The 21385-nt window shown below is 47.1% G+C and carries 24 protein-coding genes; 8 read left to right on the forward strand and 16 right to left on the reverse strand.

Features of this window, described 5'->3' with window-relative positions:
* Positions 1-19: 19 nt before the first annotated feature.
* Genes KNQ11_RS08775 through KNQ11_RS08790 form a run of 4 tightly spaced genes read right to left on the reverse strand, consistent with a single transcriptional unit; the run spans position 20 to position 2805 of the window.
* On the reverse strand, positions 20-946 hold the full coding sequence (locus tag KNQ11_RS08775) for a hypothetical protein (RefSeq protein WP_214771131.1): 927 nt from the start codon (positions 944-946) through the stop codon (positions 20-22).
* 37 nt (positions 947-983) lie between these two features.
* On the reverse strand, positions 984-1592 hold the full coding sequence (gene ytpR, locus KNQ11_RS08780) for a YtpR family tRNA-binding protein (protein WP_058264712.1): 609 nt from the start codon (positions 1590-1592) through the stop codon (positions 984-986).
* Between the two features lie 53 nt (positions 1593-1645).
* Positions 1646-2443, reverse strand: a complete 798-nt coding sequence (locus tag KNQ11_RS08785) for a DUF1444 domain-containing protein (RefSeq protein ID WP_214771134.1) — start codon at positions 2441-2443, stop codon at positions 1646-1648.
* A gap of 53 nt (positions 2444-2496) precedes the next feature.
* Positions 2497-2805 (reverse strand): thioredoxin family protein, encoded by a 309-nt coding sequence (locus KNQ11_RS08790; RefSeq protein WP_023469079.1) that lies wholly within the window; start codon positions 2803-2805, stop codon positions 2497-2499.
* A 126-nt stretch (positions 2806-2931) separates the two neighbouring features.
* Here KNQ11_RS08790 and KNQ11_RS08795 point away from each other — a divergent pair, with 126 nt between their 5' ends.
* Positions 2932-3222, forward strand: a complete 291-nt coding sequence (locus KNQ11_RS08795; protein ID WP_023469080.1) for a hypothetical protein — start codon at positions 2932-2934, stop codon at positions 3220-3222.
* A gap of 83 nt (positions 3223-3305) precedes the next feature.
* Here KNQ11_RS08795 and KNQ11_RS08800 read toward each other — a convergent pair whose 3' ends face one another.
* Together KNQ11_RS08800 and KNQ11_RS08805 are read right to left on the reverse strand one after the other, a co-directional pair.
* Complete coding sequence (locus KNQ11_RS08800; RefSeq protein WP_149427730.1) at positions 3306-4319, reverse strand: PTS sugar transporter subunit IIC; 1014 nt, start codon at positions 4317-4319, stop codon at positions 3306-3308.
* A 157-nt stretch (positions 4320-4476) separates the two neighbouring features.
* A complete protein-coding gene (locus tag KNQ11_RS08805) occupies positions 4477-5547 on the reverse strand; it encodes a M42 family metallopeptidase (protein ID WP_214771137.1) in 1071 nt (356 codons plus the stop codon).
* Between the two features lie 119 nt (positions 5548-5666).
* Between KNQ11_RS08805 and KNQ11_RS08810 the strand changes: the two genes are divergently transcribed.
* Positions 5667-5969, forward strand: coding sequence for a PepSY domain-containing protein (locus KNQ11_RS08810; protein WP_012371126.1), 303 nt, complete (start codon positions 5667-5669; stop codon positions 5967-5969).
* A gap of 69 nt (positions 5970-6038) precedes the next feature.
* Positions 6039-6395: a DUF1304 domain-containing protein gene (locus tag KNQ11_RS08815; protein WP_058264707.1), complete on the forward strand. Its 357-nt coding sequence runs from the start codon at positions 6039-6041 to the stop codon at positions 6393-6395.
* Between the two features lie 41 nt (positions 6396-6436).
* On the opposite strand, the gene KNQ11_RS08820 is transcribed toward KNQ11_RS08815, so the two are convergent.
* Together KNQ11_RS08820 and trmB are read right to left on the reverse strand one after the other, a co-directional pair.
* Positions 6437-6952, reverse strand: a complete 516-nt coding sequence (locus tag KNQ11_RS08820; protein WP_058703918.1) for a hypothetical protein — start codon at positions 6950-6952, stop codon at positions 6437-6439.
* Positions 6953-7068: 116 nt separating this feature from the next.
* A complete protein-coding gene (gene trmB / locus KNQ11_RS08825) occupies positions 7069-7710 on the reverse strand; it encodes a tRNA (guanosine(46)-N7)-methyltransferase TrmB (protein WP_023469086.1) in 642 nt (213 codons plus the stop codon).
* A gap of 176 nt (positions 7711-7886) precedes the next feature.
* Here trmB and cydS point away from each other — a divergent pair, with 176 nt between their 5' ends.
* The 3 genes from cydS (at position 7887) to budA (ending at position 10567) form a co-directional block, all read left to right on the forward strand.
* Positions 7887-7988, forward strand: coding sequence for a cytochrome bd oxidase small subunit CydS family protein (gene cydS, locus KNQ11_RS17010; RefSeq protein ID WP_023469087.1), 102 nt, complete (start codon positions 7887-7889; stop codon positions 7986-7988).
* Positions 7989-8150: 162 nt separating this feature from the next.
* A complete protein-coding gene (alsS, locus tag KNQ11_RS08830; protein ID WP_149427732.1) occupies positions 8151-9842 on the forward strand; it encodes an acetolactate synthase AlsS in 1692 nt (563 codons plus the stop codon).
* An 11-nt stretch (positions 9843-9853) separates the two neighbouring features.
* Positions 9854-10567, forward strand: a complete 714-nt coding sequence (budA, locus tag KNQ11_RS08835) for an acetolactate decarboxylase (protein WP_023469089.1) — start codon at positions 9854-9856, stop codon at positions 10565-10567.
* A gap of 40 nt (positions 10568-10607) precedes the next feature.
* On the opposite strand, the gene KNQ11_RS08840 is transcribed toward budA, so the two are convergent.
* Genes KNQ11_RS08840 through pepV form a run of 6 tightly spaced genes read right to left on the reverse strand, consistent with a single transcriptional unit; the run spans position 10608 to position 17645 of the window.
* Complete coding sequence (locus KNQ11_RS08840; RefSeq protein WP_087681261.1) at positions 10608-11408, reverse strand: phosphotransferase family protein; 801 nt, start codon at positions 11406-11408, stop codon at positions 10608-10610.
* Positions 11409-11459: 51 nt separating this feature from the next.
* Positions 11460-13601 (reverse strand): type I pullulanase, encoded by a 2142-nt coding sequence (gene pulA, locus KNQ11_RS08845; RefSeq protein ID WP_214771140.1) that lies wholly within the window; start codon positions 13599-13601, stop codon positions 11460-11462.
* A gap of 34 nt (positions 13602-13635) precedes the next feature.
* Positions 13636-14511, reverse strand: coding sequence for a hypothetical protein (locus KNQ11_RS08850; protein ID WP_231925647.1), 876 nt, complete (start codon positions 14509-14511; stop codon positions 13636-13638).
* A gap of 1 nt (position 14512) precedes the next feature.
* Positions 14513-15031 carry an RNA 2',3'-cyclic phosphodiesterase gene (gene thpR / locus KNQ11_RS08855; protein ID WP_133207627.1) on the reverse strand — a complete coding sequence of 173 codons (519 nt, stop codon included), beginning with the start codon at positions 15029-15031 and terminating at the stop codon, positions 14513-14515.
* An 8-nt stretch (positions 15032-15039) separates the two neighbouring features.
* The gene (locus KNQ11_RS08860; RefSeq protein WP_214771143.1) at positions 15040-16188 is read right to left on the reverse strand and encodes an MFS transporter; all 1149 of its coding nucleotides are present in this window, start codon (positions 16186-16188) and stop codon (positions 15040-15042) included.
* A 59-nt stretch (positions 16189-16247) separates the two neighbouring features.
* Positions 16248-17645, reverse strand: coding sequence for a dipeptidase PepV (pepV, locus tag KNQ11_RS08865; RefSeq protein ID WP_133207628.1), 1398 nt, complete (start codon positions 17643-17645; stop codon positions 16248-16250).
* Positions 17646-17966: 321 nt separating this feature from the next.
* Between pepV and KNQ11_RS08870 the strand changes: the two genes are divergently transcribed.
* Together KNQ11_RS08870 and KNQ11_RS08875 are read left to right on the forward strand one after the other, a co-directional pair.
* Positions 17967-18185, forward strand: coding sequence for a DeoR family transcriptional regulator (locus tag KNQ11_RS08870; RefSeq protein WP_023469095.1), 219 nt, complete (start codon positions 17967-17969; stop codon positions 18183-18185).
* Between the two features lie 108 nt (positions 18186-18293).
* Complete coding sequence (locus tag KNQ11_RS08875; RefSeq protein ID WP_214771146.1) at positions 18294-18926, forward strand: SDR family oxidoreductase; 633 nt, start codon at positions 18294-18296, stop codon at positions 18924-18926.
* Positions 18927-18986: 60 nt separating this feature from the next.
* Here the strand turns inward: KNQ11_RS08875 and KNQ11_RS08880 are convergent, their stop codons facing one another.
* On the reverse strand, positions 18987-19706 hold the full coding sequence (locus tag KNQ11_RS08880) for a pseudouridine synthase (RefSeq protein WP_214771149.1): 720 nt from the start codon (positions 19704-19706) through the stop codon (positions 18987-18989).
* Positions 19693-21357, reverse strand: coding sequence for a putative polysaccharide biosynthesis protein (locus KNQ11_RS08885; RefSeq protein WP_149427736.1), 1665 nt, complete (start codon positions 21355-21357; stop codon positions 19693-19695). Before KNQ11_RS08885 ends, KNQ11_RS08880 begins: the two co-directional genes overlap by 14 nt.
* Between the last annotated feature and the right edge of the window lie 28 nt (positions 21358-21385).

Consider the following 21385-nt stretch of genomic DNA (forward strand, 5'->3'; position numbering starts at 1 on the left):
ACCATTATAGCAAACCGATTTATTTTTTACCATGTAAATTATTTTGTTCTCGACGTGCGCGATACATCGCCATCAAGTCTTTCGTCGTCATGACGACGTTAACAGGCGGTCCGACCGGTTTTTTCACTTCCGACTGAACAGGCTTATCCACCTCAGTAACAGATGGATCTTGATCTACTTCAATAGCAGATGGATCAAAAGTCGGTGCGAAGCTCTCCGCTTGTTGCTCAGCTTCTTTTTCATCAGCAGACTCTTCACTTGATGTCTCTGTCGGAACAACTAATTGTTCCGCCGTCTCACTGTTGGAAGATGTTTCAGTTCCGTCCGTTTCTTCTACTTCGGTTACGGTCGGCACTTCTTCTCTTACGAGCTCTTCACTTGTGTGAGGTTCCGGTACAAGTAATTCGACGTCCGTCACCGGTACAAGACCAGCATTCGCTTCGTCTGATACGACTTCTGTCGGATCAGCTGATTGTTCCATCGTCTCACTGTTGGAAGATGTTTCAGTTACGTCCGTTTCTTCTACTTCGGTTACAGTCGGTACTTCTTCTCTCACGAGTTCTTCACTTGTGTGAGGTTCCGGTACGAGTAATTCGACGTCCGTCACCGGTACAAGACCAGCATCTGCTTCCGCTTCTTCTAATACGACTTCTGGCGCGATCAGTTCTTGATCCGTCAAAGCAACCTCATCAGTATTTCCCTCTTCGACTGTTTCCGAAACCTGCTCACTCATTTCCGTTTCTTCCGCAGCTTTTACGGTTTCCGATGCAGATTGCTTCGGACGTTGGAATCCATAAATCGGTGAAGGCACATCCGTTAAAACGAAGCGATCTTCACGCTCCTCTTTTTTCGGACGTTCTACCGGCTTTGTCTCACGTTCCCCTGCAAGCTCTCGACGAATCCGGGCAGCCTGCTCTTTTAGTGACTGTTCATAACGATTACTCATACGTTCACCCCTCCATCTTGTTAAAAAATCGGTCGAATCATCGACCGATTGAGAATGCTTCCCCTACTGCTTTTGTATCATCGAGTACAAGAATCCCTTTTTCTTGTGGTGCATCGACAAGTCCGAGCTCACGCGCTGAACAGAGCATACCGCTTGATGGTACGCCGCGTAACGCTGAAGGACGGATGATTAACCCAGACGGCATGACCGCTCCCGGTTTAGCAACGACTACTTTTTGACCCGCCGCTACATTCGGTGCTCCACAAACGATTTGTAAAGTTCCGTTATCTACTTCTACCTGACAGACCGATAATTTATCAGCATCCGGATGCTTCTCGCAAGAAGCAACGAACCCAACAACGAATTTCGGAGAATAATCCACTTGTTCGAGTGACAATTCGATATCTCGACTCGCCAGTTCCTTTTGGATGCGTGTTGCCAATTCTTCCGTCAATTCAACCGGTCCTTGTGTCTCGATCGTAAACGTAGTCGAAGCATCAAACAGGTTGTAACCGACGACACGATCACCATGCTTGATAGTTGCTACATCTCCTTCACGAGTCGCTGTCACTTCCGCACGTGGTGCGTCTTCCAAAATGATCATTAAGACGTCGCCGACGCCCTCTTTATTATAAAACACATTCATTCAATCCATGACTCCCTTCCGTCTTTCTCACAATGCCTATTGTATCAGATTCTTCACTCTTTCGGCTGCTTGTTTTTCGCAAGGACGAAGACCGGCTCCAGATTGCCATTTTCATATAAGAATGGCAGTGCCGTGACCGGTACACGACCGTTCGAGAAGAAGTCAAACATCAATTGCTGTAAGACATCATATCCGGCGTCATTCCGAATATCAGCGAAAATCAGGACATCCTGATGCGGAATTCCGACTGCGAATTCTCCTTCGATTTGCGCCGCATAATCGGCTAATAAAGTCTTGTTCAAAACACGACTCGCCTCATATCCGTCGCCGAGACTCAAGAAATAAAAGATATTCCCTGCGACTTCGTCTTGTTTAAATGGCGCTTCAAGCGATTTCACATTAAAACGCGCTGCTTCTGATAACTGTTCAGCTGTCCATTCAGCAGACGCCAGTAACTCCTCATCAATCAAACGATACGTCGCCCCTAAATCAAGTGCGTACATGATTTTCGTCTCACCCGTATGTGGTGTACTGACGAGCGTCTTCCCTTCTTTTGTCGTATCGGCAAACGATTTAGCGCGAATGACAGGAAAGATTTTTTGTTCTTGTCCAACGAGTGAGATTTGATCCGTTTGTCCGAGTACAGCACGGATATATTCGATCGTCTCTTCGACTGCGATGACACCTCTTCGTTTTGCTTTTGCGACAAGCGGATTCAATCCGACATCAACGCCTGATTTATCGTGCTTTCGCTCAATTCGTAATACAGACTTTTCACGATCGAAATATGTCGTGTACCCTTCTTCTTCAAATGTTTGTGTCATCATTCTTCGGATTTGTTGTAGTTCCATTCGAATTCATCCTTTCTATCATGAAAAAAAGCGAGTCAGCGCTCGCTTTTTTCTTAAACCGTCTCTAAAAATGCTGTCACCTGTTCTGGTGTCTTACGCTCTTTCCCGACATAACGCCCTGTCTCTTCACCATCGCGGAATGCAACAAAACTCGGAATTCCGAAGATGTCCATTTCCTGGGCAATTTCAATATGATCGTCGCGATCGACGTAGTAAAACTCGAAGCCGTTAAATGTTTGCTCGATTTCCGGCATGAACGGATCTAAGAAGCGGCAATCCGGGCACCAGTTTGCTGAGAATAAAAAGACGGCATTTCCTTGTTTTGCTGTATCGAATTCTTGTTTGGATTGTAATGTTTTCATGATGATTTCCTCCTTTGATTTCCCTAGAAGTCATTGCCCTCATCATAGCATATTCAATTGTGGCTGTGCGTTTTCGTGCTTGGTTTGCTATACTGCAACTAGAAAACACCTGGAAAGGACTTCACTATGGCAGATCAACCAATCAAACATCCGTTCGAACGCTTCGTCGGCTTCGTTGGCATGACGAGTTGTTTACGTTACGGCTATTCCTTCATTGATTCCGAACGAAGCTTACCCGAAATCTTTTTGTATTTGGTCGTCGGTTTTGCGATCATCATTTTACTCGAAGCACTCGGAAAACGACTCGCTCGAAAATTGCCTGTCGTACGCATGCGGTATTTGACTCCACTTTACCTCATTTACCTCTACGTTTTCTTTACGAGTTTTTATTCAAGTTCATTCGGATTCTCTTTATGAAAAAAGCTGATTCAAAAAGTCATATGCTTGTTCGTCCACCATCCGGTCAAACAGGCGTATCCTTTAGAATCAGCTTTTTGTATTTAATATTCGATTTTTAAATCGCCATCTTGAATCCGACCGAGACGTCGTAATATGCGATAAATGAAATAACTGATGATGCCGGGCGCAAGGAAACAGAGGACAGCGACTGCTAGGTAATACTCCATTTCGAACCCCATCGTTTTTAATAACATCAATGGACCAACGAATCCGCTCGTACCCATACCAGAACCTTCCGGATTGCTCTCAAGCATTAATAGAACAGTCGCAAATGGCGCTAGGATTGCACCGGCTACAGTTGGTGGTAGAAGAATCCAAGGATTTCGAATGATATTCCCTACTTGTAACATCGATGTTCCAATCCCTTGAGCAACCACACCACCGATTCCGTTATCACGGTAACTGATGACGCCAAACCCAATCATCTGTGCCGCACAACCGATCGTCGCTGCCCCTGCAGCAAGTCCATCCAAACCAAGCATGATTCCAAGCGCAGCACTCGAAATCGGCGCTGTCAATGCAAGACCCATGACGGTAGCAACGAAAATTCCCATGAATAACGGTTCGCGTTCCGTTCCCCAACGAATCAACTCACCGAGATCCGTCATGCCTTTTCCAATCCACTTTCCTGCGTAACGTCCGGCAACGAATCCGGCTAGTAACGTAACGAACGGCGTCAATAAAATATCGAGTCGCGTCGTCTTTGAAACGAGTTTTCCGACCTCTGTCGCAAGAAGCGTTGCAATGTAACTACCTGCTGGTCCTCCTGCTTCATATCCGAACGCACCAACGGCAACTGCTGCGAACAAGATCAGCGGTGGTGCCTCAAGTGCAAACGCTACAGCCACACCGATTGCTGGCCCAGTCAGTGCGATCGCCTGCTCTCCTAACTGAATGAGGAACTTCGCCTCTACACCACGATCGACCAGTCCCTCACCAATCGTTCGGATGATGAGACCCATGATCAACGAACTAAACAAACCAAGTGCCATATAACTTAATACGGTGATGAAATATACTTTAGGGCTAAGTGAGATCCCTTTTTGTTTGAACATCTTGTCACGTCCTTTTCTTAACATCGCGTATCATTATATCAAATCTCCTTTCTATCCGACTACATTGTTTTTCCAACTGACAAGACAGTTCATGCTTACGTCGTTCTTATTAAACAAAAACAGACAGCGGATTCACATCCACTGTCTGTCATGTCATTCACTTGACTTGTAGCGTCGCGAGTGTCGTCGTATCGAGGTTCGTGACGAGTTTCCGAAGCAATTCCTTCGCCGCATCATAATCATCTGTATGCATGATCGATGCATGCGTATGGATGTAGCGTGCTGGTAAACCAACGACTGTCGTTGGAATCCCATTATTCGAACGATGGATGACACCACCATCGGTTCCACCTGCACCGACATAATATTGGTATGGAATCTTGTTCGATTCTGCCGTATCGAGGACGTAATCCGTCATCTCTTTTGAGAGGAGCATGACACTGTCTTTAATTCGAAGCAATGGTCCTTGTCCGAGTTGACCAAATTCCGTTTTGTCTCCTGATGCATCATTGGCAGGAGAAGCGTCGACGACGAACGCGACGTCGGGATCGATGAGTGCCGTCGCTGTTTGCGCACCGCGCAATCCAACTTCTTCTTGAACCGTTGCACCCGAGAACAAAATGTTCGGATGATCCGCCGCTGTCGTCTCTTCCAACAATTCAATCGCCATTCCGACACCATAGCGGTTATCCCATGCTTTCGCCATGATCTTCTTCGGATTCGCCATCGGTGTGAACGGGAAGAATGGTACGGCAGGAATACCTGGACGTACTCCAAACGATTCTGCCTCTTCTTTTGAGTCTGCACCGATATCGATGAACATGTCTTTGATCGCCATTGGCTTATTGCGCACTTCTTCTGTCAATAAGTGTGGTGGAATCGATGCGATGACACCAGGGATGACACCGTTGTCCGTACAGATCGAGAAGCGTTGCGCAAGCAACACTTGGCTCCACCAGCCACCGAGCGGTTGAATCCGCAACATTCCGTTCTTCGTGATTTGCGTCACCATGAATGCCACTTCGTCCATGTGCCCGGCAACCATGACTTTCGGCCCTGTCGCATCGCCTGTTCGTTTTCCAAAAATCGAACCAAGCCCATCCGTAACGATCTCATCCGTGACAGGTGTGATGCGCTCGCGAACGAACTGACGAACGTCGTGCTCAAACCCCGGTGCCCCGTTCAATTCCGTCAGTGTTCGAAATAACTCTCTCGTTTTTTCATTCATATGTATCGCCTCCTGCTTCTCATTATACAAAAAATTGCTTCTATCACTTAACCTTTTGTTTCTCTCTGAACGAATTATTTGGTACAGTAGGAATAGAACCTGTAAGGAGGGGAATTTTAATGAAAAAACGCTATTGGATTATCGGATTGGCAGCAGCTGTCGTCGCCGCTTTCGCAGTGAAGAAAGCCGTTGATAACAAACAACTTTCTGCCGAGGAAGCGCTCGAAATCACGAAACGCACATTTTCAGCAAAAGGACGTGTCCAAGGTGCATGGATCTCTGCAACACCAGAGGCTTACGCATATGAGTCACGTGACTACCAAAGCTACAAAGGTGGCATCTCGGTCCTTGAAGGTGATGACGAAAAAACGTATCAATTCACAGTTGATGCCGAAACTGGCGCTTTACTCGAATACGCTTAATCAAAAGACCGTGCTTCGATCGATGAAGTACGGTCTTTTTTCCACGTTCATCTGAAGGAGGTATGATTCATGTCGATTCTTGCTACGCTGTTCGTTATCCTCGTTGCTTTGGAACACTTTTATATTTTAGCACTTGAAATGTTCTTTCTTTCTTCCAAAGCGGCTCGTCGAACGTTCGGTTTAACGGACGAAGCTGTTGCATCACAACAAATTCGGACACTTTTTGCGAATCAAGGCTTATATAATGGATTTTTAGCAGCCGGACTAGTATTTGGTCTGATTCGTCAGGATGTGGCTGTTCAATTGTTCTTTTTAGCATGTGTCATTATCGCTGCGCTTTATGGCGCCGTGACTGCCAATCGCTCCATTTTACTCAAACAAGGCTTGCCTGCCATACTTGCTTTCATCTTCGTGTTGCTTGCATGAGAAAAGCCTCTACCCGATCGGATAGAGGCTTTTTTTCTTAATTAACGCGGGTTGTCGTTGCGTTCGTAGATCGGGTTCATGTATTCCGTCGTCGAGTATAGACGTGGAACAACGATGTATAAGATGACCGCTGGTACAGCGATGATCAACAACATCAAGAGCATCGGTAACCAGTAGACGACTTTTTGTTGAAGATTATCCGAGTTACCGTCGATGTATTCTTTTACGCCATCAACTTTTGCAGCATCGGCACTCGTCAACAATTTACCGCTATCGGCATTGAAGAAGTGGATTTCACGTTTGATCGTGATGAAGATGCCGTCACGGACTGTCTCGATGACAGCGATTCCGCCAATGACTTCTTCTCCTTTTTCATTCGTGAACGTCTTCGGATCCTCGATTTCGACCGAACCTTTTTTATAATCGTAATGCGTCGTTGGTAATTCCTCATTTAATGCTTTCGTCATTTCTGAGGTATCAACCGCAGCAAGTACCGATTGACCGATACTTAATGCGAGAAAGAGCGCCGTTACGAAGGCTAAGCTTTTCTGCCACATCCCCAAATTCCCCCTTTACCTATAAGTACAAGTTCTTCAGTCAACAACATTGTACCAATTAATAAGAAAAAAGTGTGAAAGAAATACCAGGAAAATAAGAAAACTTTTTGTCTAAATTAATTTTGGTACGTTGCTTCCATCCGATAAATCGGTTGACCCATTGATGAAAAACGCTCTTCGTACTCTGTTCGGACGTTATCTTCCGGTTCATTCGCATGTAAATCAAGTGACATCCAGTCGAAGCGCATGCCGTATGCTGACATCGTCATCAAACTCGATTCGAACAACTTCCGATTATCTGTCTTGAAGTGGATTTGACCTTTCGCCGGTAAAATATCTTCATATGTCGAGAGGAATGTTTTATACGTCAAGCGGCGTTTCGCATGACGTGTCTTTGGCCATGGATCAGAGAAGTTCAAGTACACGCGGGACACTTCACCTTTTTCAAAGTAATCACGTAGGTCTTTTGCATCGACCGTCAAGACGCGAACGTTCGATTGTGGTGTTTCGACCAATTTTTGAACGATCGTCACGGCAACGCTTTCGAATAGTTCGATCGCGATGAAGTTGATATCCGGGTGTTGGTGCGCCATTCCGGTAATGAAAGCTCCTTTCCCTGATCCCACTTCGATGTAGATCGGGTTATCATTCTTGAACTCGCTAGCCCATGCTCCTTTAAGAGATGCTGGTTCTGCTATATAGATCGAGGATTGTTCCTTCATATAATCCTGCGCCCATGGTTTATGTCGTAAACGCACTATCGTTCATCCTTTCCAAACTTAAATTATCCGCAGATAAGTTTATCATGATTCGGGTAATTATATAAGAACTTCTTCGTTTCCTATCGAAGAATGTTCAGCAGTTCGTCACTTGAGAAATAGTGAGCATTCTAATACACTTAAGGTACGTAAGAACCGAAAAGGAGGGCTATACTGTGGATGATTTCTTGATTAGTTGGGCATCTCCCATCGTTCTCGTCTTGGGAATCACTGCTTTGTTCGTCTGGGCGACTTTCGGAAAAGTCGACGTCGAATAAGGGCAATCTCTGTACCTTGTGTAATCATACACAAGGTACTTTTTTTATTTTCTAAATGATTTTAGGTTGGTTTTACCATGAAACAGATGTATACTTTTTTTGAAACAGATACTTTATTACAGCTATCGAACACCAAAAACGTTGGTAAAAAGGAGAATTGTAATGAACGAAAATAAAAACAGTGATTCAAAAGAACTAGTACAGAAGAAAACAGGTGCGGATCTCGTCGTCGATTCACTCATCGAGCAGGGTGTCGATTACATCTTCGGTATTCCCGGCGCCAAAATCGATTCCGTCTTCAATGTGTTACAGGACCGGGGACCTGAACTGATTGTTGCACGGCACGAACAAAATGCTGCATTCATGGCTCAAGCCATCGGACGCTTAACGGACAAACCGGGTGTCGTCCTTGTGACATCTGGTCCTGGGGCATCAAATTTAGCGACTGGTCTTGTGACAGCGAACTCTGAAGGTGACCCTGTTGTCGCAATTGCCGGAGCTGTCACGCGAGCCGATCGTTTAAAACGAACACATCAGTCGATGGACAATCAGGCACTCTTTACACCGATTACGAATTTTAGTGCTGAAGTGCAAGATGCCGACAACATTCCAGAAGTATTATCGAATGCTTTCCGAACAGCTGAAACGACAGCTGGAGCTGCTTTCGTCAGTATCCCGCAAGACGTCGGGCTAAGCGAAGCGAACGTCACGGCGTTCCGTGCAGTTGAAGCACCAAAGCTTGGTGTTGCACCAGAAGCATGGGTCGATGAAACAGCCCGTCTGATTCAAGAGGCAAAACTCCCTGTCTTGTTACTCGGTATGCGTGCGAGTCAACCAGACGTCGTACACGCGATTCGTTCGTTACTCAAAAACGTCTCGATTCCTGTCGTTCAGACATTCCAAGCAGCCGGCACATTATCACGTGAGCTTGAATCGAATTTCTACGGACGTGTTGGATTGTTCCGCAATCAGCCGGGGGATGCGTTACTTGCAGAAGCGGATCTCGTCCTCTCGATCGGATATGACCCAATCGGTTATGACCCGAAATTCTGGAACCAACCAACGCACGATCGGACGCTTGTGCACATCGATCAAATGCGTGCTGAAATCGATCATTTCTATCGTCCAGATCATGAGCTTGTCGGTGATATGGCGAAAACCGTCGATGCGATCGCTGAACGCCTACGACCACTCACATTACCTGAAAGCTCTGTTCAGTTCCTTGAAGGATTACATCAACGCCTTGTCGATCGCGATGTTCCTCCTGTCGCGGATTCTCCGTTGACGCATCCACTTTATTTCATGAAGACGTTGCGTGAAAAAATTGCGGACGATGTCACCGTCACGGTCGATGTCGGCTCACATTATATTTGGATGGCACGTCACTTCCGTTCGTACGAACCGCGCCACCTCCTCTTTAGTAACGGGATGCAAACGCTCGGCGTCGCACTTCCATGGGCAATCGCAGCTACACTCGTTCGTCCCGGAAAGAAAGCTGTCTCGATTTCAGGTGACGGCGGATTCCTCTTCTCTGCAATGGAACTTGAGACAGCTGTCCGTTTGAACTCACCACTCGTCCACTTCGTCTGGCGCGACAGCGGATTTGATATGGTCGCGTTCCAACAAGAGATGAAATACAAACGGAAATCCGGTACGTCATTTGGTGACGTCGATCTCGTCAAATATGCGGAAAGCTTTGGAGCAAAAGGACTCCGCGTCAATCATCCTTCGGAACTCGCAGCAATCATGGATGAAGCACTCGCGACAGACGGTCCCGTCATCGTCGATGTACCGATCGATTACCGTGACAACATCGCGCTCGGAGAACAAGTTCATCTCGATCAATTGAACTAAGGAGGATTCACATGGCACACGATAAAACACTCGTCCAGATTTCAACGATGATGGCACTGCTTGACGGCGTATTTGAGAGTGAAGTCACGTATGCTTCCGTCCTTGATCAACGTGATTTCGGTATCGGAACGTTTGACCACTTAGACGGTGAGATGATTGGATTCGATGGTCAATTCTATCAACTCCGCTCAGATGGTAGTGCTCGACCGCTCCAACCTGAGACGACGACACCTTTCGCGACATTAACCCGTTTCGAGCCGGAACAAACCCTGACCGTGACGGAAGAGATGTCAAAAGCGACGTTTGAGCACTGGCTGAACGAACAACTCCCAACGATCAATAGCTTTTATGCTATCCGGATTGACGGAACATTCACGGAGGTTCAGACACGCACCGTCGCACGCCAGGAAAAACCGTTCGTTCCAATCACGGAAGCTGTCGCTTCTCAAAGCGCTCGTACGTTCGAGCACACGGAAGGAACGCTTGCCGGATACTATACACCACGATTTGGTCACGGTATCGCCGTCGCCGGATATCACCTTCATTTCATCGATGCTGCTCGCGCAGGTGGTGGTCACGTCTTTGACTACACAGTTAAGAACGTCACCGTCACATTCGAAGAAAAGCCGCAACTTGATTTACGTCTACCGACGACAGCGGCTTATCGATCGGCAGATCTCGAAAGTCACGATATTGAAAAAGAGATTAAAATCGCAGAAGGTTAAGCAAAAAAGCGTGTCGTTCCCTTTCGGAATGACACGCTTTTTAGTCGTTTGAGTATTCAAGTAGCTGTTCAAGAAAATGATAACTGTCGTCGACATCCGGATGACGCGTATCTTCATACCAGTAGAGTGACAATACTGCTTGCGCTACGACATACCAGTGCATGCGTCGCTTCAAATCACTCGTCAAAGGATGTCCATAATGTTCGAACCATTCTGGCCAAGCCGCTTCGTCGACATAACTATATAACATCATTCCAAGATCGTACGCACGGTCAGCAATGATCGCATCATCCCAATCGTTCAGATAGAGTTGGCCGTCTGCTCCCGTCAACCAGTTATTATGGTTCAAATCTGAATGACAAACGACCTGCTCATCCGTTCTGACCTGCTCCAGATTTTGTTCGAGGTAAACCATCGCATGTTCCACGAGCTCCGGATCCTCTAAATCATCCGGTTGAAAGTACAAACGACATTGTCGCAATAACTCATCAGGTTCGATCGGGCGCTGGTCAAGCTGTTGTAGCATGAACAGTAATTCCTTCGAATCATGGATTTTCCCAAGCAAACGTGCTACTTCAGGACGTTCCATCATTTCGGGCTCCAACTCGTCGCCTTCAATGAACTGTTGGGCGCTGATGACGTCCCCACTATAAATCCGTTTCGTCCATAATAGCTTCGGAACGATTCCGTCTGCGGATAAAATCGCCAAAAACGGCGATGAATTTCGTTTTAAGAACAACTTCGATTGTCCGGTTGAAGCGATGTACGCTTCTCCTGTGATTCCACCTGCTGGCGTAAGGGTCCAGCCTTCGCCAAGCGCATCTAAAATATCTAATTCCATTATAATCCGCTCAACTTTTTTAGTAGATTTGCCTAAGGCACAATGCTTATCTTAACACGTTGCGATCGTCGTTGACAACGGAAGGACCTGAATCCTGTCGACACCTTTCAGAAGCGGGTCGACCGAGGCCTCATCCCCTTGTACATGCACATTCCAGCGCGAATGATCAAGTGAGACTTCAATGATTTCTCGCGTCGTATTGTAAACGATGAGCGTGCGTTGCCATGCATCATACGAGTGGACCGCTCCAAGTTCATAAGCAATGACACCCGGACGTAAATCGATGAAATGAAGCAACTCGCGAATCTGATTCGCTCGGTGCAACCGGAATCCGCCATGCATTCTGCGAATCTGCAAAATCGTCTTGATGTATGTGACAAGGGACAGATGATCATCCCGCCGTTCCCAGTCCATTCGATTGATCTCGTCTGATGCGTTATAGCTGTTTTCAACACCTTGTTTCGTGCGCAAGAACTCTTGACCTGCGTGAAGAAACGGAATCCCTTGCGCAAACAAGGCAATCGTCTGAGCTAGGCGACTCATCCGCAATAATTGCTGTTCATCTGCCTCTGGACAAGATAACTTTAATTTATCGTATAACGTATGATTGTCATGCGCCTCGACGTAATTGATGGAATAGGTAGGTTCCGGAAAACGTCCGTACGTTTGATTGTCGATATGGACACTTCCGGCAATCCCGTTTCGGACCTCCCCTTCCTTCCAGCCATCTCCCGCAACGAGTCCTCGGTCGAATTCACTGAACGTCGATCCTTTTAACGCGTCACGGAACACATCATTAAAATGGGCGATCCGCGGCATTTGCGCAGCGGAGGCACTCATCGCCTTTAATCGTTCCGGTAACGCTGTCGCAAGATCCCATCCTTCTCCATACACCAGAATCGTTGGATCAATCGCATCGAGCGCCGCGCGAACATCATTCATCGTCTCAATGTCATGGATCCCCATCAAATCAAATCGAAAGGCATCAATCCGGTAGACTCGAGCAAAGTACGTCAAACAGTCAACGATCAGGCGGCGCATCATGAATCGCTCAGATGCGGTATCATTTCCGACACCCGTTCCGTTCGATAGTGTTCCGTCTACTTCGTAGCGGAAATAATAACCAGGGACAAGCTGTTCGAGAGAGGAGCGTTCTCGAATGAAGACGTGATTCATGACGACATCGAATGTGACACGAATGCCTGCTTCATGGAGTCGCTCTACCATTTCCGCGTATTCTCTGACGCGAACGAGTGGTTCAACCGAACTCGCATAACTCCCAGCTAGCCCGAACCAAAGCATTGGGTCGTATCCCCAGTTATATGGAGACCGCGTTCGTTCATCGGTCGTCTCAAAAAAGTGAACTGGTAGCAATTGCAGATGGGTGATCCCGAGATCCAGGAGATAATCAAGTCCCGTCGCATGACCTCGAGGAGAGCGCGTTCCTCGTTCCGTCATCCCTGCGTATTGACCCGGATGACTTGAACCAGCTGAGTGATCGATCGTGAAATCACGGATATTCGCTTCGTAGATGACAGCGTCTGACGGTTTGACGAACAGAGGACGCGCGACGCGCTTCGGGAACCACTTGGTCATCGTCCGTTCGACGTCAACGATGACGCCGTATCGACCATTCTCCGATATCGCACTAGCGTACGGATCAACGACCTCCTGTGTGCCAAGGTATGTCGTCACTTCATACCGATACCAGCACTCTGCGATATCTTGTTCCAGTTGAAGATGATAGGCACCTTGCTCTTGTCGCTCCATCTCATGCTTTCCGAGCAACCGTTCATCTTGATCGTACACGACACACATGATCCGTTCTGCGACCGGTGACCAAACAGCAAAGTGAAATGCACCCTCTTCTTCCCAGACACCGAGCTTCCCTTCGTAACGGTACTTGCGCTCGAATGCTTCCGTCCGGACTAACCGGTCGGGAACGACGCGGATCGACCGACCTGCTCCGAATACCTCATATCGGCATTCTAGCTCGACCGATTCCAGAACCGTCAATTCATAAACCACCAGTTGTTCCTCACGGTGTGTCTCGACTTGCTGGATCGCAAGTGATTGTCCATCACATTCAAGCGACCAGTGGATTGACGGATTGCCTTCGACCTCGACCCGGATGCTCTGGAACGATAAGAACTCCGCCCGGATCACTGGTATCGCTACTTCTTGATTCGTCATCTCTTTCGCAACGACAATGCCGTCGCTCCCTCCCTTACTCTTGAATTCGAGACTGTCCCTCACTTTGAATCGCCATGTGAAACGGAATCGATACCGTCTCTTTTAGAATTTTTTCACACACCCGCATCTGAAATGCCTTTGTATGTGTCGCATTCGCATTCATCCGTTGCACCCAGTTCGGAAAATCGACTTTATTGACATACGTCGTCGTCGTTTCTTTTGGAATTTGATCAAAATAACCTGAAGGGGCGAGGATGACTCGTTCGATCGGCAAGACGTAATCTCGTCCGAGTACGACCCGTAAAATATCTTCTGTCCGCTTTAAACCGATGTTCGGATTCAAGATTTGTTTCGCAGAAGCCTTAAACGGCTGCTCCCGCCATAACTTATCTCGTCGGATATGATAGATACTTTCGTCGCCATCAAGCCATTCCATGATATAGATTGCGGACGGACCGACGACGAACGGACTCAACTCGACTTCTCCGACCTGATATTGGATGACCGCTCGATAAAACATCGCATACTGTTCATTTAGTAGATGCAGCATCTGGTAGAAGTCTAAATGACGTTTCAATGGAATCCGCCAAATGTCCTCCTCTCCTGCTCCGCCAGTGACGTTCAAGAGTTTTTGTAACTCGAGACGTTTTTTGTACCATTTATCAAACGCTCTTCGAGATAATTGTTTACCCGGAAGTTGAATGACTTCACTTTTTTTCATCACTTGCCACCACTTCTTTGGACGGATGAGCGTTTCTCCTGGAAACAACTCTCCTGCCTCCCATCTGCGATAGACATGGGCATAATCAAGTGCCTGGTGTTCACCGAATCGTTTCGTCATCTCTAGCGGATTTTTTTCAAATCGACTATCTAAGTCATATAGTTTCATCAAAATTGCGATGGGGATCACCTCATTCCTCTTCACCTAGATGAATCCGGTAAACCGGCTCATATCGAGGTGAAACCTCTGGTCGTACTTCAAATAGAACGAGTTCACGAACAGTCCACTCTACTGATTGTATCGGACTCGTCTCCCATTCGGCTGCCTCAGTGCGCCATTTTTTCGCGATCGTGACATGCGGAACGAATGGTCTGGTCGAATTCGGATCAATCTGTTCCACTAATTGAAACAATTCTTCCGATTCCGTTCCAAATCCTACGACGCGTGGTCGTTCATCCCGACCGAACGTGATCAAACGATCGAATCGTAGCACGAAGGGTTCCATCGTACGCGCGATCTGCCGTAACTGCTGTTTCCACGACTGCTGTTCTTTTTCCTCCAATGGACCGAAAAAACGAAGTGTTAGATGATACTCTTCTAACGTATAGACGTTACGAAAGTACTCAGGTAGCGATAACCGTTCAGCAAGATTCGCCAAATCTTTAGAAGGGATCGGCAAAGCAATGAAAAAGTGTCGTTCTTGTCTCATCGTCGCGTTCACTCCTTCATACGACCACTGATACCATACAGAATCGCGCCTAGGATACTACTACTTGTATATACCCAAAAGACGGTATAGATTGTACTCTCCTCGAGTACAAAACCACTCATCAGATTAAACAACGCTGTCGCGAGTCCCGTCGTCGTCGCCATATATGTACTGACGGCTGTTGCGACCATCGTCTCTGGAACGAGCGATCGCACATAATCTAAGGCGACAGGGATCAACAGACCAACGATCATTCCTTGCATCGCAGATAATACCCAAAGCATGACGATTGGAAGTTCTAAAGCAATCATCGCCGTCCGCGTAGCCGACAACAAGGAGACGAATACAAGAACCGGAATCGCTCCGAATCGTAATAACAGACGCGAGGCGATGCGCATGAACGGAATTTCGCACAGAACGGCGACAAAGAATAATGTTCCGACGAGTGCCGTCGTCTCGCCACGAATCGTGACGTAGCTCCCAAAGTAATAATTGTTGGCGAAGATTGGTCCAAAGATCAAACTCCCCCCTGCTAGGAACAACAAGAAGCGTCGATTCGAGAAGAGCTGTTTTAACGGTACTGGTTGCTGATGTGAAACATGGACGCTGCCCGTCTCTTCAATACCGATCAGCACAAGGAAACCGAGAACCCATGCTGCGCCAGTTGCGTAAAAAATCAGATTTAGTCCGCCACCCTCAGTGATTTGTCCAAGAACAAAAACAGCTAAAGCGAACCCTGCTGAGCCGAAAAGACGCAAAGCGCCATAATCCACCTTACGCTTTCGCGTGTACTCAATCGCTAATGTATCCACGAGCGGAATATGCGCGCACTGGAACAACGCCCAGACGCAAGAAATCAACAATAAAAGTAGATAAGCAGACGTCAGTAAGTAACTGAGTGTAAAAATACCGGCAGCAAGCATCGCGACGAGTAAGAGTCGTTTCGGCTTCCCGAGTCGATCCGCTGCGATTCCCCAGACAGGTTGTAGGAAAATGGAGAGAATCGGTCCAATCGCAACGATTGTTCCAATCTCTGAAGCCGACAGTCCGAACGCGTCGTTCGAGAAATAAAGCGCGAGGTACGGAATGAGTGCTCCTTGTCCAAAGAAAATAAAGAAATATAAGGCTTGGAAATGATAGGTTTGACGATTTTTCACACGGAACTTCCTTTCAAGAAGCAATCCCCCCATCTTTACGATGCGGGGATCATCAATCATTATTTTGCGAGTTCATAAATCGCTTCTGCATAGATTGCGACAGCAAGCAATAGTTCATCAAAATCAACATATTCATCGACTTGGTGGGCAACTTCAGGACCACCAGGGAAGACTGGACCAAAAGCAACTCCCGCCGTCAATGAACGCGCATAAGTGCCGCCACCAATTGCTATCAGATCAGCTGATTGGTTCGTGTGGCGCTCATAGACGGCACTTAGCGTCTTGATCAATTCATGGTTTGGATCAACATGGTGCGGAGTCATATGCGTACGCGTCTGCAATTCAAAACCATATCCTGCCGCGGCTTCCTTGATGATTTGCAGACGTTCCGTGAAGTCTGCCGTATACGGGTAACGGATATTGATCGATGCCGTTCCTTGCTCTTCGGCGTAACGGAATACACCGCCGTTGATCGTTAAGTCACCTGTCTCGTCTGAAGCAGCGACACCGATCGCTACACCGCGAGAATCCCGGAACATATGCGTCACGAGTTGAATATAACGACGACCGTTATAATCCAAGTGAAGCGTGTTGAGGAAACGCGCCAAATGTAAGGCCGCATTTTTACCGTTGTCTGGCTCCATCGCATGGGCTGCGACACCGTTCACATCAAGAACGAGACCTTCCGTTTCTTGCTTGACTGTCCCCGTCAAACCTTGTTCTTCAAGATAAGCATGGAAATCCGTTTCAAGTGTTCCTACTTCGACGACACGAAGAAGCGCCTGGGCATGACCCGGAACCATGTTCGGACGTTCGCCACCTTCAAAACGAACGAGATGATAGCCTGTATCAGATGCTTGCGCTGGTTTCCCTTGAATCAATAACCCGTCATAGAGTCCTTTTTCCGCATTGATGATCGGGAAGTCGGCATCTGGTGCAAAACCGAGTGTTGGCATCTCTTCATGTTTGAAGTAATGATTGACACAACGCCATTCACTCTCTTCATCCCCTCCTGCAATCAGACGGATGCGTTTCGAGAGTGGTAAGCCAAGTTCTTTGACGATTTTCAAAGCATAATAAGCTGCCATCGTCGGTCCTTTATCATCGATTGCTCCACGCGCATACAGTTTTCCATCTACAAGCGTCGGATTGAACGGACCGTATGTCCAGTGATCGCCACCAGCTGGTACGACGTCTAAGTGACAAAGAATACCGAGTAACTCTTCTCCTTGACCATACTCCAAATGTCCTGCGTACCCATCGACATTTTTTGTCGTGAATCCATCGCGTTCCCCTGTCGCGAGCATCCAATCGAGTGCACGTTTGACTTCATGACCAAACGGCGCACCCTCTTCGATCGTGGATTCGTCGAGTACACTCGGAATCCGTAATAGTTCTTTTAAATCTTCTAATAAGTCCTCGCGACGTGCGAGTACTTCCTCTTTCCAATTCACCATCTGATTTCGCTCCTTCATTACTGGTTTTGGATTCGTTTCCTATACACCTTCCTAGTATAGCGAATATTCGTTCAGATACGAACATCCAAATTCTGTTTTCTTTTTTATTTATTGAAATGACGAACATTCAAACGAAATAAAACCCTAATCATCGACTTTACAAACCATTTGAATATGTTTTTTATGCTAACGTTCGGTTAAATTACTTGCATTTTAATATCAAAACGTTATACTAAAGGCGAAACAACTGGATATTGCATTGTCTTTTGTCACCCGAAGCTTTAGAACACTATTCTATCCATTGGGGGAGTGGTTATACCAATGAAAGATTCTACAGACCGTATGTTGACCCGGATTAAATCGATTTATCTCTACATCCAAGAGAACGGAGCTACTACGACAGCAGAGTTGGTTGAAGAGTTTGGCATCACTTCAAGGACCGTCCAGCGGGATTTGAACGTGCTCGAATACAACAATCTCATTGTGAGCCCTCGACGCGGTACATGGACGTCGAGTAAGAAACAAAAGCAAGCGGGTTGATCCACTGTTTCACTATGTATATCTTTCGATGACGCGATTCTTCGCGTCTTTTTTTGTTATCTTTTTTAAAACGTGGGGTATAGCTATTGGGAGAAGGAGATGATAAGCATGAATATTTTAATCATTGGAGCAAACGGAACGACGGGACGCAAAATGGTCGAATTGATCGCTAAACAAGGAGATCACCAAGCGATCGCTGTCGTACGAGAAGAAAATCAAATCAACGATTTGATTGCACTCGGTGCATCTGAAGTCAGACTTGGGGATTTGACGAAGGATGTCAGTGGCGTCGTCAGTAACACGGACGTCGTCATCTTTGCAGCGGGTGCTGGTGGCGCATCGGACGAATTGACACGTGCCGTCGATCAGGAAGGTGCGATCAAAGTCATCGATGCAGCAAAAGCGAACGGGATCGATCGTTTCCTAATGCTCAGTTCAGTCGGTACAGAAGAACCAAAAGGCGAACTAAAAGTATATCTCGAATCGAAAGCAACAGCAGACGCTCATCTACAGGAAAGCGGACTCGACTATACGATCGTCCGTCCTGGTCCACTCAGCTACGATGACCCAGCAGGTACTGTTGAAACGAAAGAGCATTTTGATTCATACGAAGATCGTAAGGTGTCTCGTGACGATGTGGCGGCGCTGTTCGTTCACTTGATCGATCACCCGACACAGTCTCGTGTATTCGAAGTACTCAGCGGTCCTTATCCGATCGCAGAAGCACTACGTAATCAATAATTGAATCCCACAATAAAAGGCGATGGAATGCACATTCATTCCATCGCCTTTTCGTTTTCCTTATTCAGGTTGCCAATCAAACAAGGATAATTCATCCGGTGTCAGTTCCCGGTAGTCCCCGAGTGCAAGTGCCGGATCAAGCTCCAAGCGACCAATCGAACGCCGTTTCAAGAATGTGACCTCTTTACCGAGGGCAAGCATCATCCGTTTGACTTGATGAAACTTCCCTTCCGTGATTGTCAATTCAAGCGTTGAATCTGTTTCTGTCGTCGATAAGATAACGAGTTTTCCTGGCTTTGCCTGATAACCGTCTTCTAAGGTGACGCCTGCCGCAATTGCCTCGACGTCTTCTTGCGTCAACACACCTGTCACTTCCGCATAATACGTTTTTTCGACGTGTTTCTTCGGAGACATCAAGGCATGATTGAACGATCCATCGTTTGTCAGTAACAACAAGCCTTCTGTATCCTTATCAAGTCGTCCGACCGGAAACGGTTTGAAATACGTCACGTCTTCAAACAACAGATCAATGACGGTCTCATCTCGTTTATCCTCCGTCGCACTAATGACACCCGGTGGTTTATTCATCATCAAGTAGATGTATTTTTGATACGTGACCGGTTCGCCGTACATCAGAACCTGTTGCGTCTCGACATCGACATGTTGTTTCGGATCACGTACGATCTCACCATCGACTTGAATTGCCCCTGCCTTGAGCAGAAGTTTTACTTCTTTTCGGGAGCCTGCCCCCATGTTGGATAATAGTTTATCTAGACGCATGACCTCGTCCTCGTTTCAATGAAATTTTACGTCCTAATACGACTTCTGCTAATCCACTCCAAATCGAGAGTCCAGCGAAAATCACGATTCCAACTGCCGCACCAATGATCAGGATCAACAGAGATGCCCATGTAGTCTCTGGTAAGAAGGACACCATTCCCCACTTCACGAGTGCAACACCTGCTCCCATCAATGCACTGATGATTAGAATCAATGATGTCCGGCGCAAGACGGTACTGAATGGGAACTTCACCGTTTGTGTGATCCGGAAGAACATCAATCCCGTCGCAACGAGATAACCGATGATCGTCGCATAACCAGCACCCGTTCCATCACCCGTCAAATGAATCAACGGCGCATTCAAGAGATACTTCGCAAGTAGTCCAGCAAGTGTTGCGATGATCGTGAAGTACTGACGGTTAATCCCTTGAAGGACTGCTGCCGTAACAGAATACAAGGCAAGGAACAACGCACTCGGCGCATAACTTAATAGATAGACCCAGGCCGCTTGATCTTTCGGGAAGAGCACATGGAACGTTTCTTCACTGAGGAGAATCATCCCGACGACTGCCGGAATCGTCACGAAAAAGACGAGTTGATAAATCTGTGAGATTTGAGCCCGTACTTTCCGCATATCCCCTTGCGTGAAGGAAGCTGTCAACAGTGGAGTCGCAGATAACGACAATCCTGTTGCGACCGACACCGGAATCAAGACGATCTTATGACTATCCGCAATCAGATAGGCAGTCGCGTTTCCGGCCGCTTCGAGCGTGTAACCGATACTTTGTAATGCGGCATTCATCGTATTTTGGTCGATGACTTGGTAAAGGGGTGTCGAAAGACCGACCATGACGATTGGAATCGCATACGTCAATAATTCCTTATACAAATCCGTTAACGGGCGATCCGGCGAACGGACGGTTTGAGTAGCACGTAGTTCCTGCAAGCCGCTGGCACGTTTGCGGAAATAATAGATCAGAACCGCAACACTACCGATTGCACCAATGAAAGCGCTGAACGTTGCAATCGTTGCGGCAAATGCTGCACCTGAATCAAATAAATAAATCGCGATGCTGACTCCTGCAAGCAGGAAGATGATCCGGACGATTTGTTCCAAGATTTGCGAAATCGCTGTTGGTCCCATCGATTGATACCCTTGGAAGTAACCTCGGGTCATACTCATCGGTGGAATCAAGAGTAAAGCGAAACTCACGCCACGAATCGTCATCGTGACGGCATCAACGTATGCAGCTGAATCAACGTCACCACCTGGAATCGCCCGGTGTGCTAAATACGGTGCGAGAAAGAATAAAGCGAGGAAGGAAACAATCCCGGTCAAGGACATGATTTTCAGACCAGACCGATATAATCGTTCACTCGTATCATACTCTCCTAATGCATTGTATTTGGCGACGAATTTCGAGACAGCGACAGGAATCCCCGCTGTCGCGAGTCCGATCATGATCGCATAATAGTTGTAGGCATAGGTATAGAACATGATGCCTGTCGCGCCGACCATGAACTGAAATGGAAAGAGATAAATCAAACCCAGTGCGCGGGAAATCAGTGACGCACCGGACAGGAGCATCGTTCCACGAACGAATCCTGAATTGCCGGAAGAAGTAGACTGCTTATTACTGACTGTGGACATGGTAACATCCCTCACGCTTTCTAATTTT

This window comes from Exiguobacterium sp. s39 (genome assembly GCF_018618925.1).
GTDB lineage: Bacteria > Bacillota > Bacilli > Exiguobacteriales > Exiguobacteriaceae > Exiguobacterium_A > Exiguobacterium_A abrahamii.

Coding starts and splice junctions, on each gene's coding strand:
- thpR (WP_133207627.1), bottom strand. CDS start 15,031: ATGAGACAAGAACGACACTTTTTCATTGCTTTGCCGATCCCTTCTAAA.
- ytpR (WP_058264712.1), bottom strand. CDS start 1,592: ATGAATGTGTTTTATAATAAAGAGGGCGTCGGCGACGTCTTAATGATC.
- KNQ11_RS08785 (WP_214771134.1), bottom strand. CDS start 2,443: ATGGAACTACAACAAATCCGAAGAATGATGACACAAACATTTGAAGAA.
- KNQ11_RS08870 (WP_023469095.1), top strand. CDS start 17,967: ATGAAAGATTCTACAGACCGTATGTTGACCCGGATTAAATCGATTTAT.
- KNQ11_RS08805 (WP_214771137.1), bottom strand. CDS start 5,547: ATGAATGAAAAAACGAGAGAGTTATTTCGAACACTGACGGAATTGAAC.
- KNQ11_RS08795 (WP_023469080.1), top strand. CDS start 2,932: ATGGCAGATCAACCAATCAAACATCCGTTCGAACGCTTCGTCGGCTTC.
- KNQ11_RS08820 (WP_058703918.1), bottom strand. CDS start 6,952: ATGTGGCAGAAAAGCTTAGCCTTCGTAACGGCGCTCTTTCTCGCATTA.
- KNQ11_RS08800 (WP_149427730.1), bottom strand. CDS start 4,319: ATGTTCAAACAAAAAGGGATCTCACTTAGCCCTAAAGTATATTTCATC.
- budA (WP_023469089.1), top strand. CDS start 9,854: ATGGCACACGATAAAACACTCGTCCAGATTTCAACGATGATGGCACTG.
- KNQ11_RS08775 (WP_214771131.1), bottom strand. CDS start 946: ATGAGTAATCGTTATGAACAGTCACTAAAAGAGCAGGCTGCCCGGATT.
- pepV (WP_133207628.1), bottom strand. CDS start 17,645: ATGGTGAATTGGAAAGAGGAAGTACTCGCACGTCGCGAGGACTTATTA.
- pulA (WP_214771140.1), bottom strand. CDS start 13,601: ATGACGAATCAAGAAGTAGCGATACCAGTGATCCGGGCGGAGTTCTTA.
- KNQ11_RS08840 (WP_087681261.1), bottom strand. CDS start 11,408: ATGGAATTAGATATTTTAGATGCGCTTGGCGAAGGCTGGACCCTTACG.
- KNQ11_RS08875 (WP_214771146.1), top strand. CDS start 18,294: ATGAATATTTTAATCATTGGAGCAAACGGAACGACGGGACGCAAAATG.
- KNQ11_RS08880 (WP_214771149.1), bottom strand. CDS start 19,706: ATGCGTCTAGATAAACTATTATCCAACATGGGGGCAGGCTCCCGAAAA.
- KNQ11_RS08790 (WP_023469079.1), bottom strand. CDS start 2,805: ATGAAAACATTACAATCCAAACAAGAATTCGATACAGCAAAACAAGGA.
- KNQ11_RS08815 (WP_058264707.1), top strand. CDS start 6,039: ATGTCGATTCTTGCTACGCTGTTCGTTATCCTCGTTGCTTTGGAACAC.
- alsS (WP_149427732.1), top strand. CDS start 8,151: ATGAACGAAAATAAAAACAGTGATTCAAAAGAACTAGTACAGAAGAAA.
- KNQ11_RS08885 (WP_149427736.1), bottom strand. CDS start 21,357: ATGTCCACAGTCAGTAATAAGCAGTCTACTTCTTCCGGCAATTCAGGA.
- KNQ11_RS08810 (WP_012371126.1), top strand. CDS start 5,667: ATGAAAAAACGCTATTGGATTATCGGATTGGCAGCAGCTGTCGTCGCC.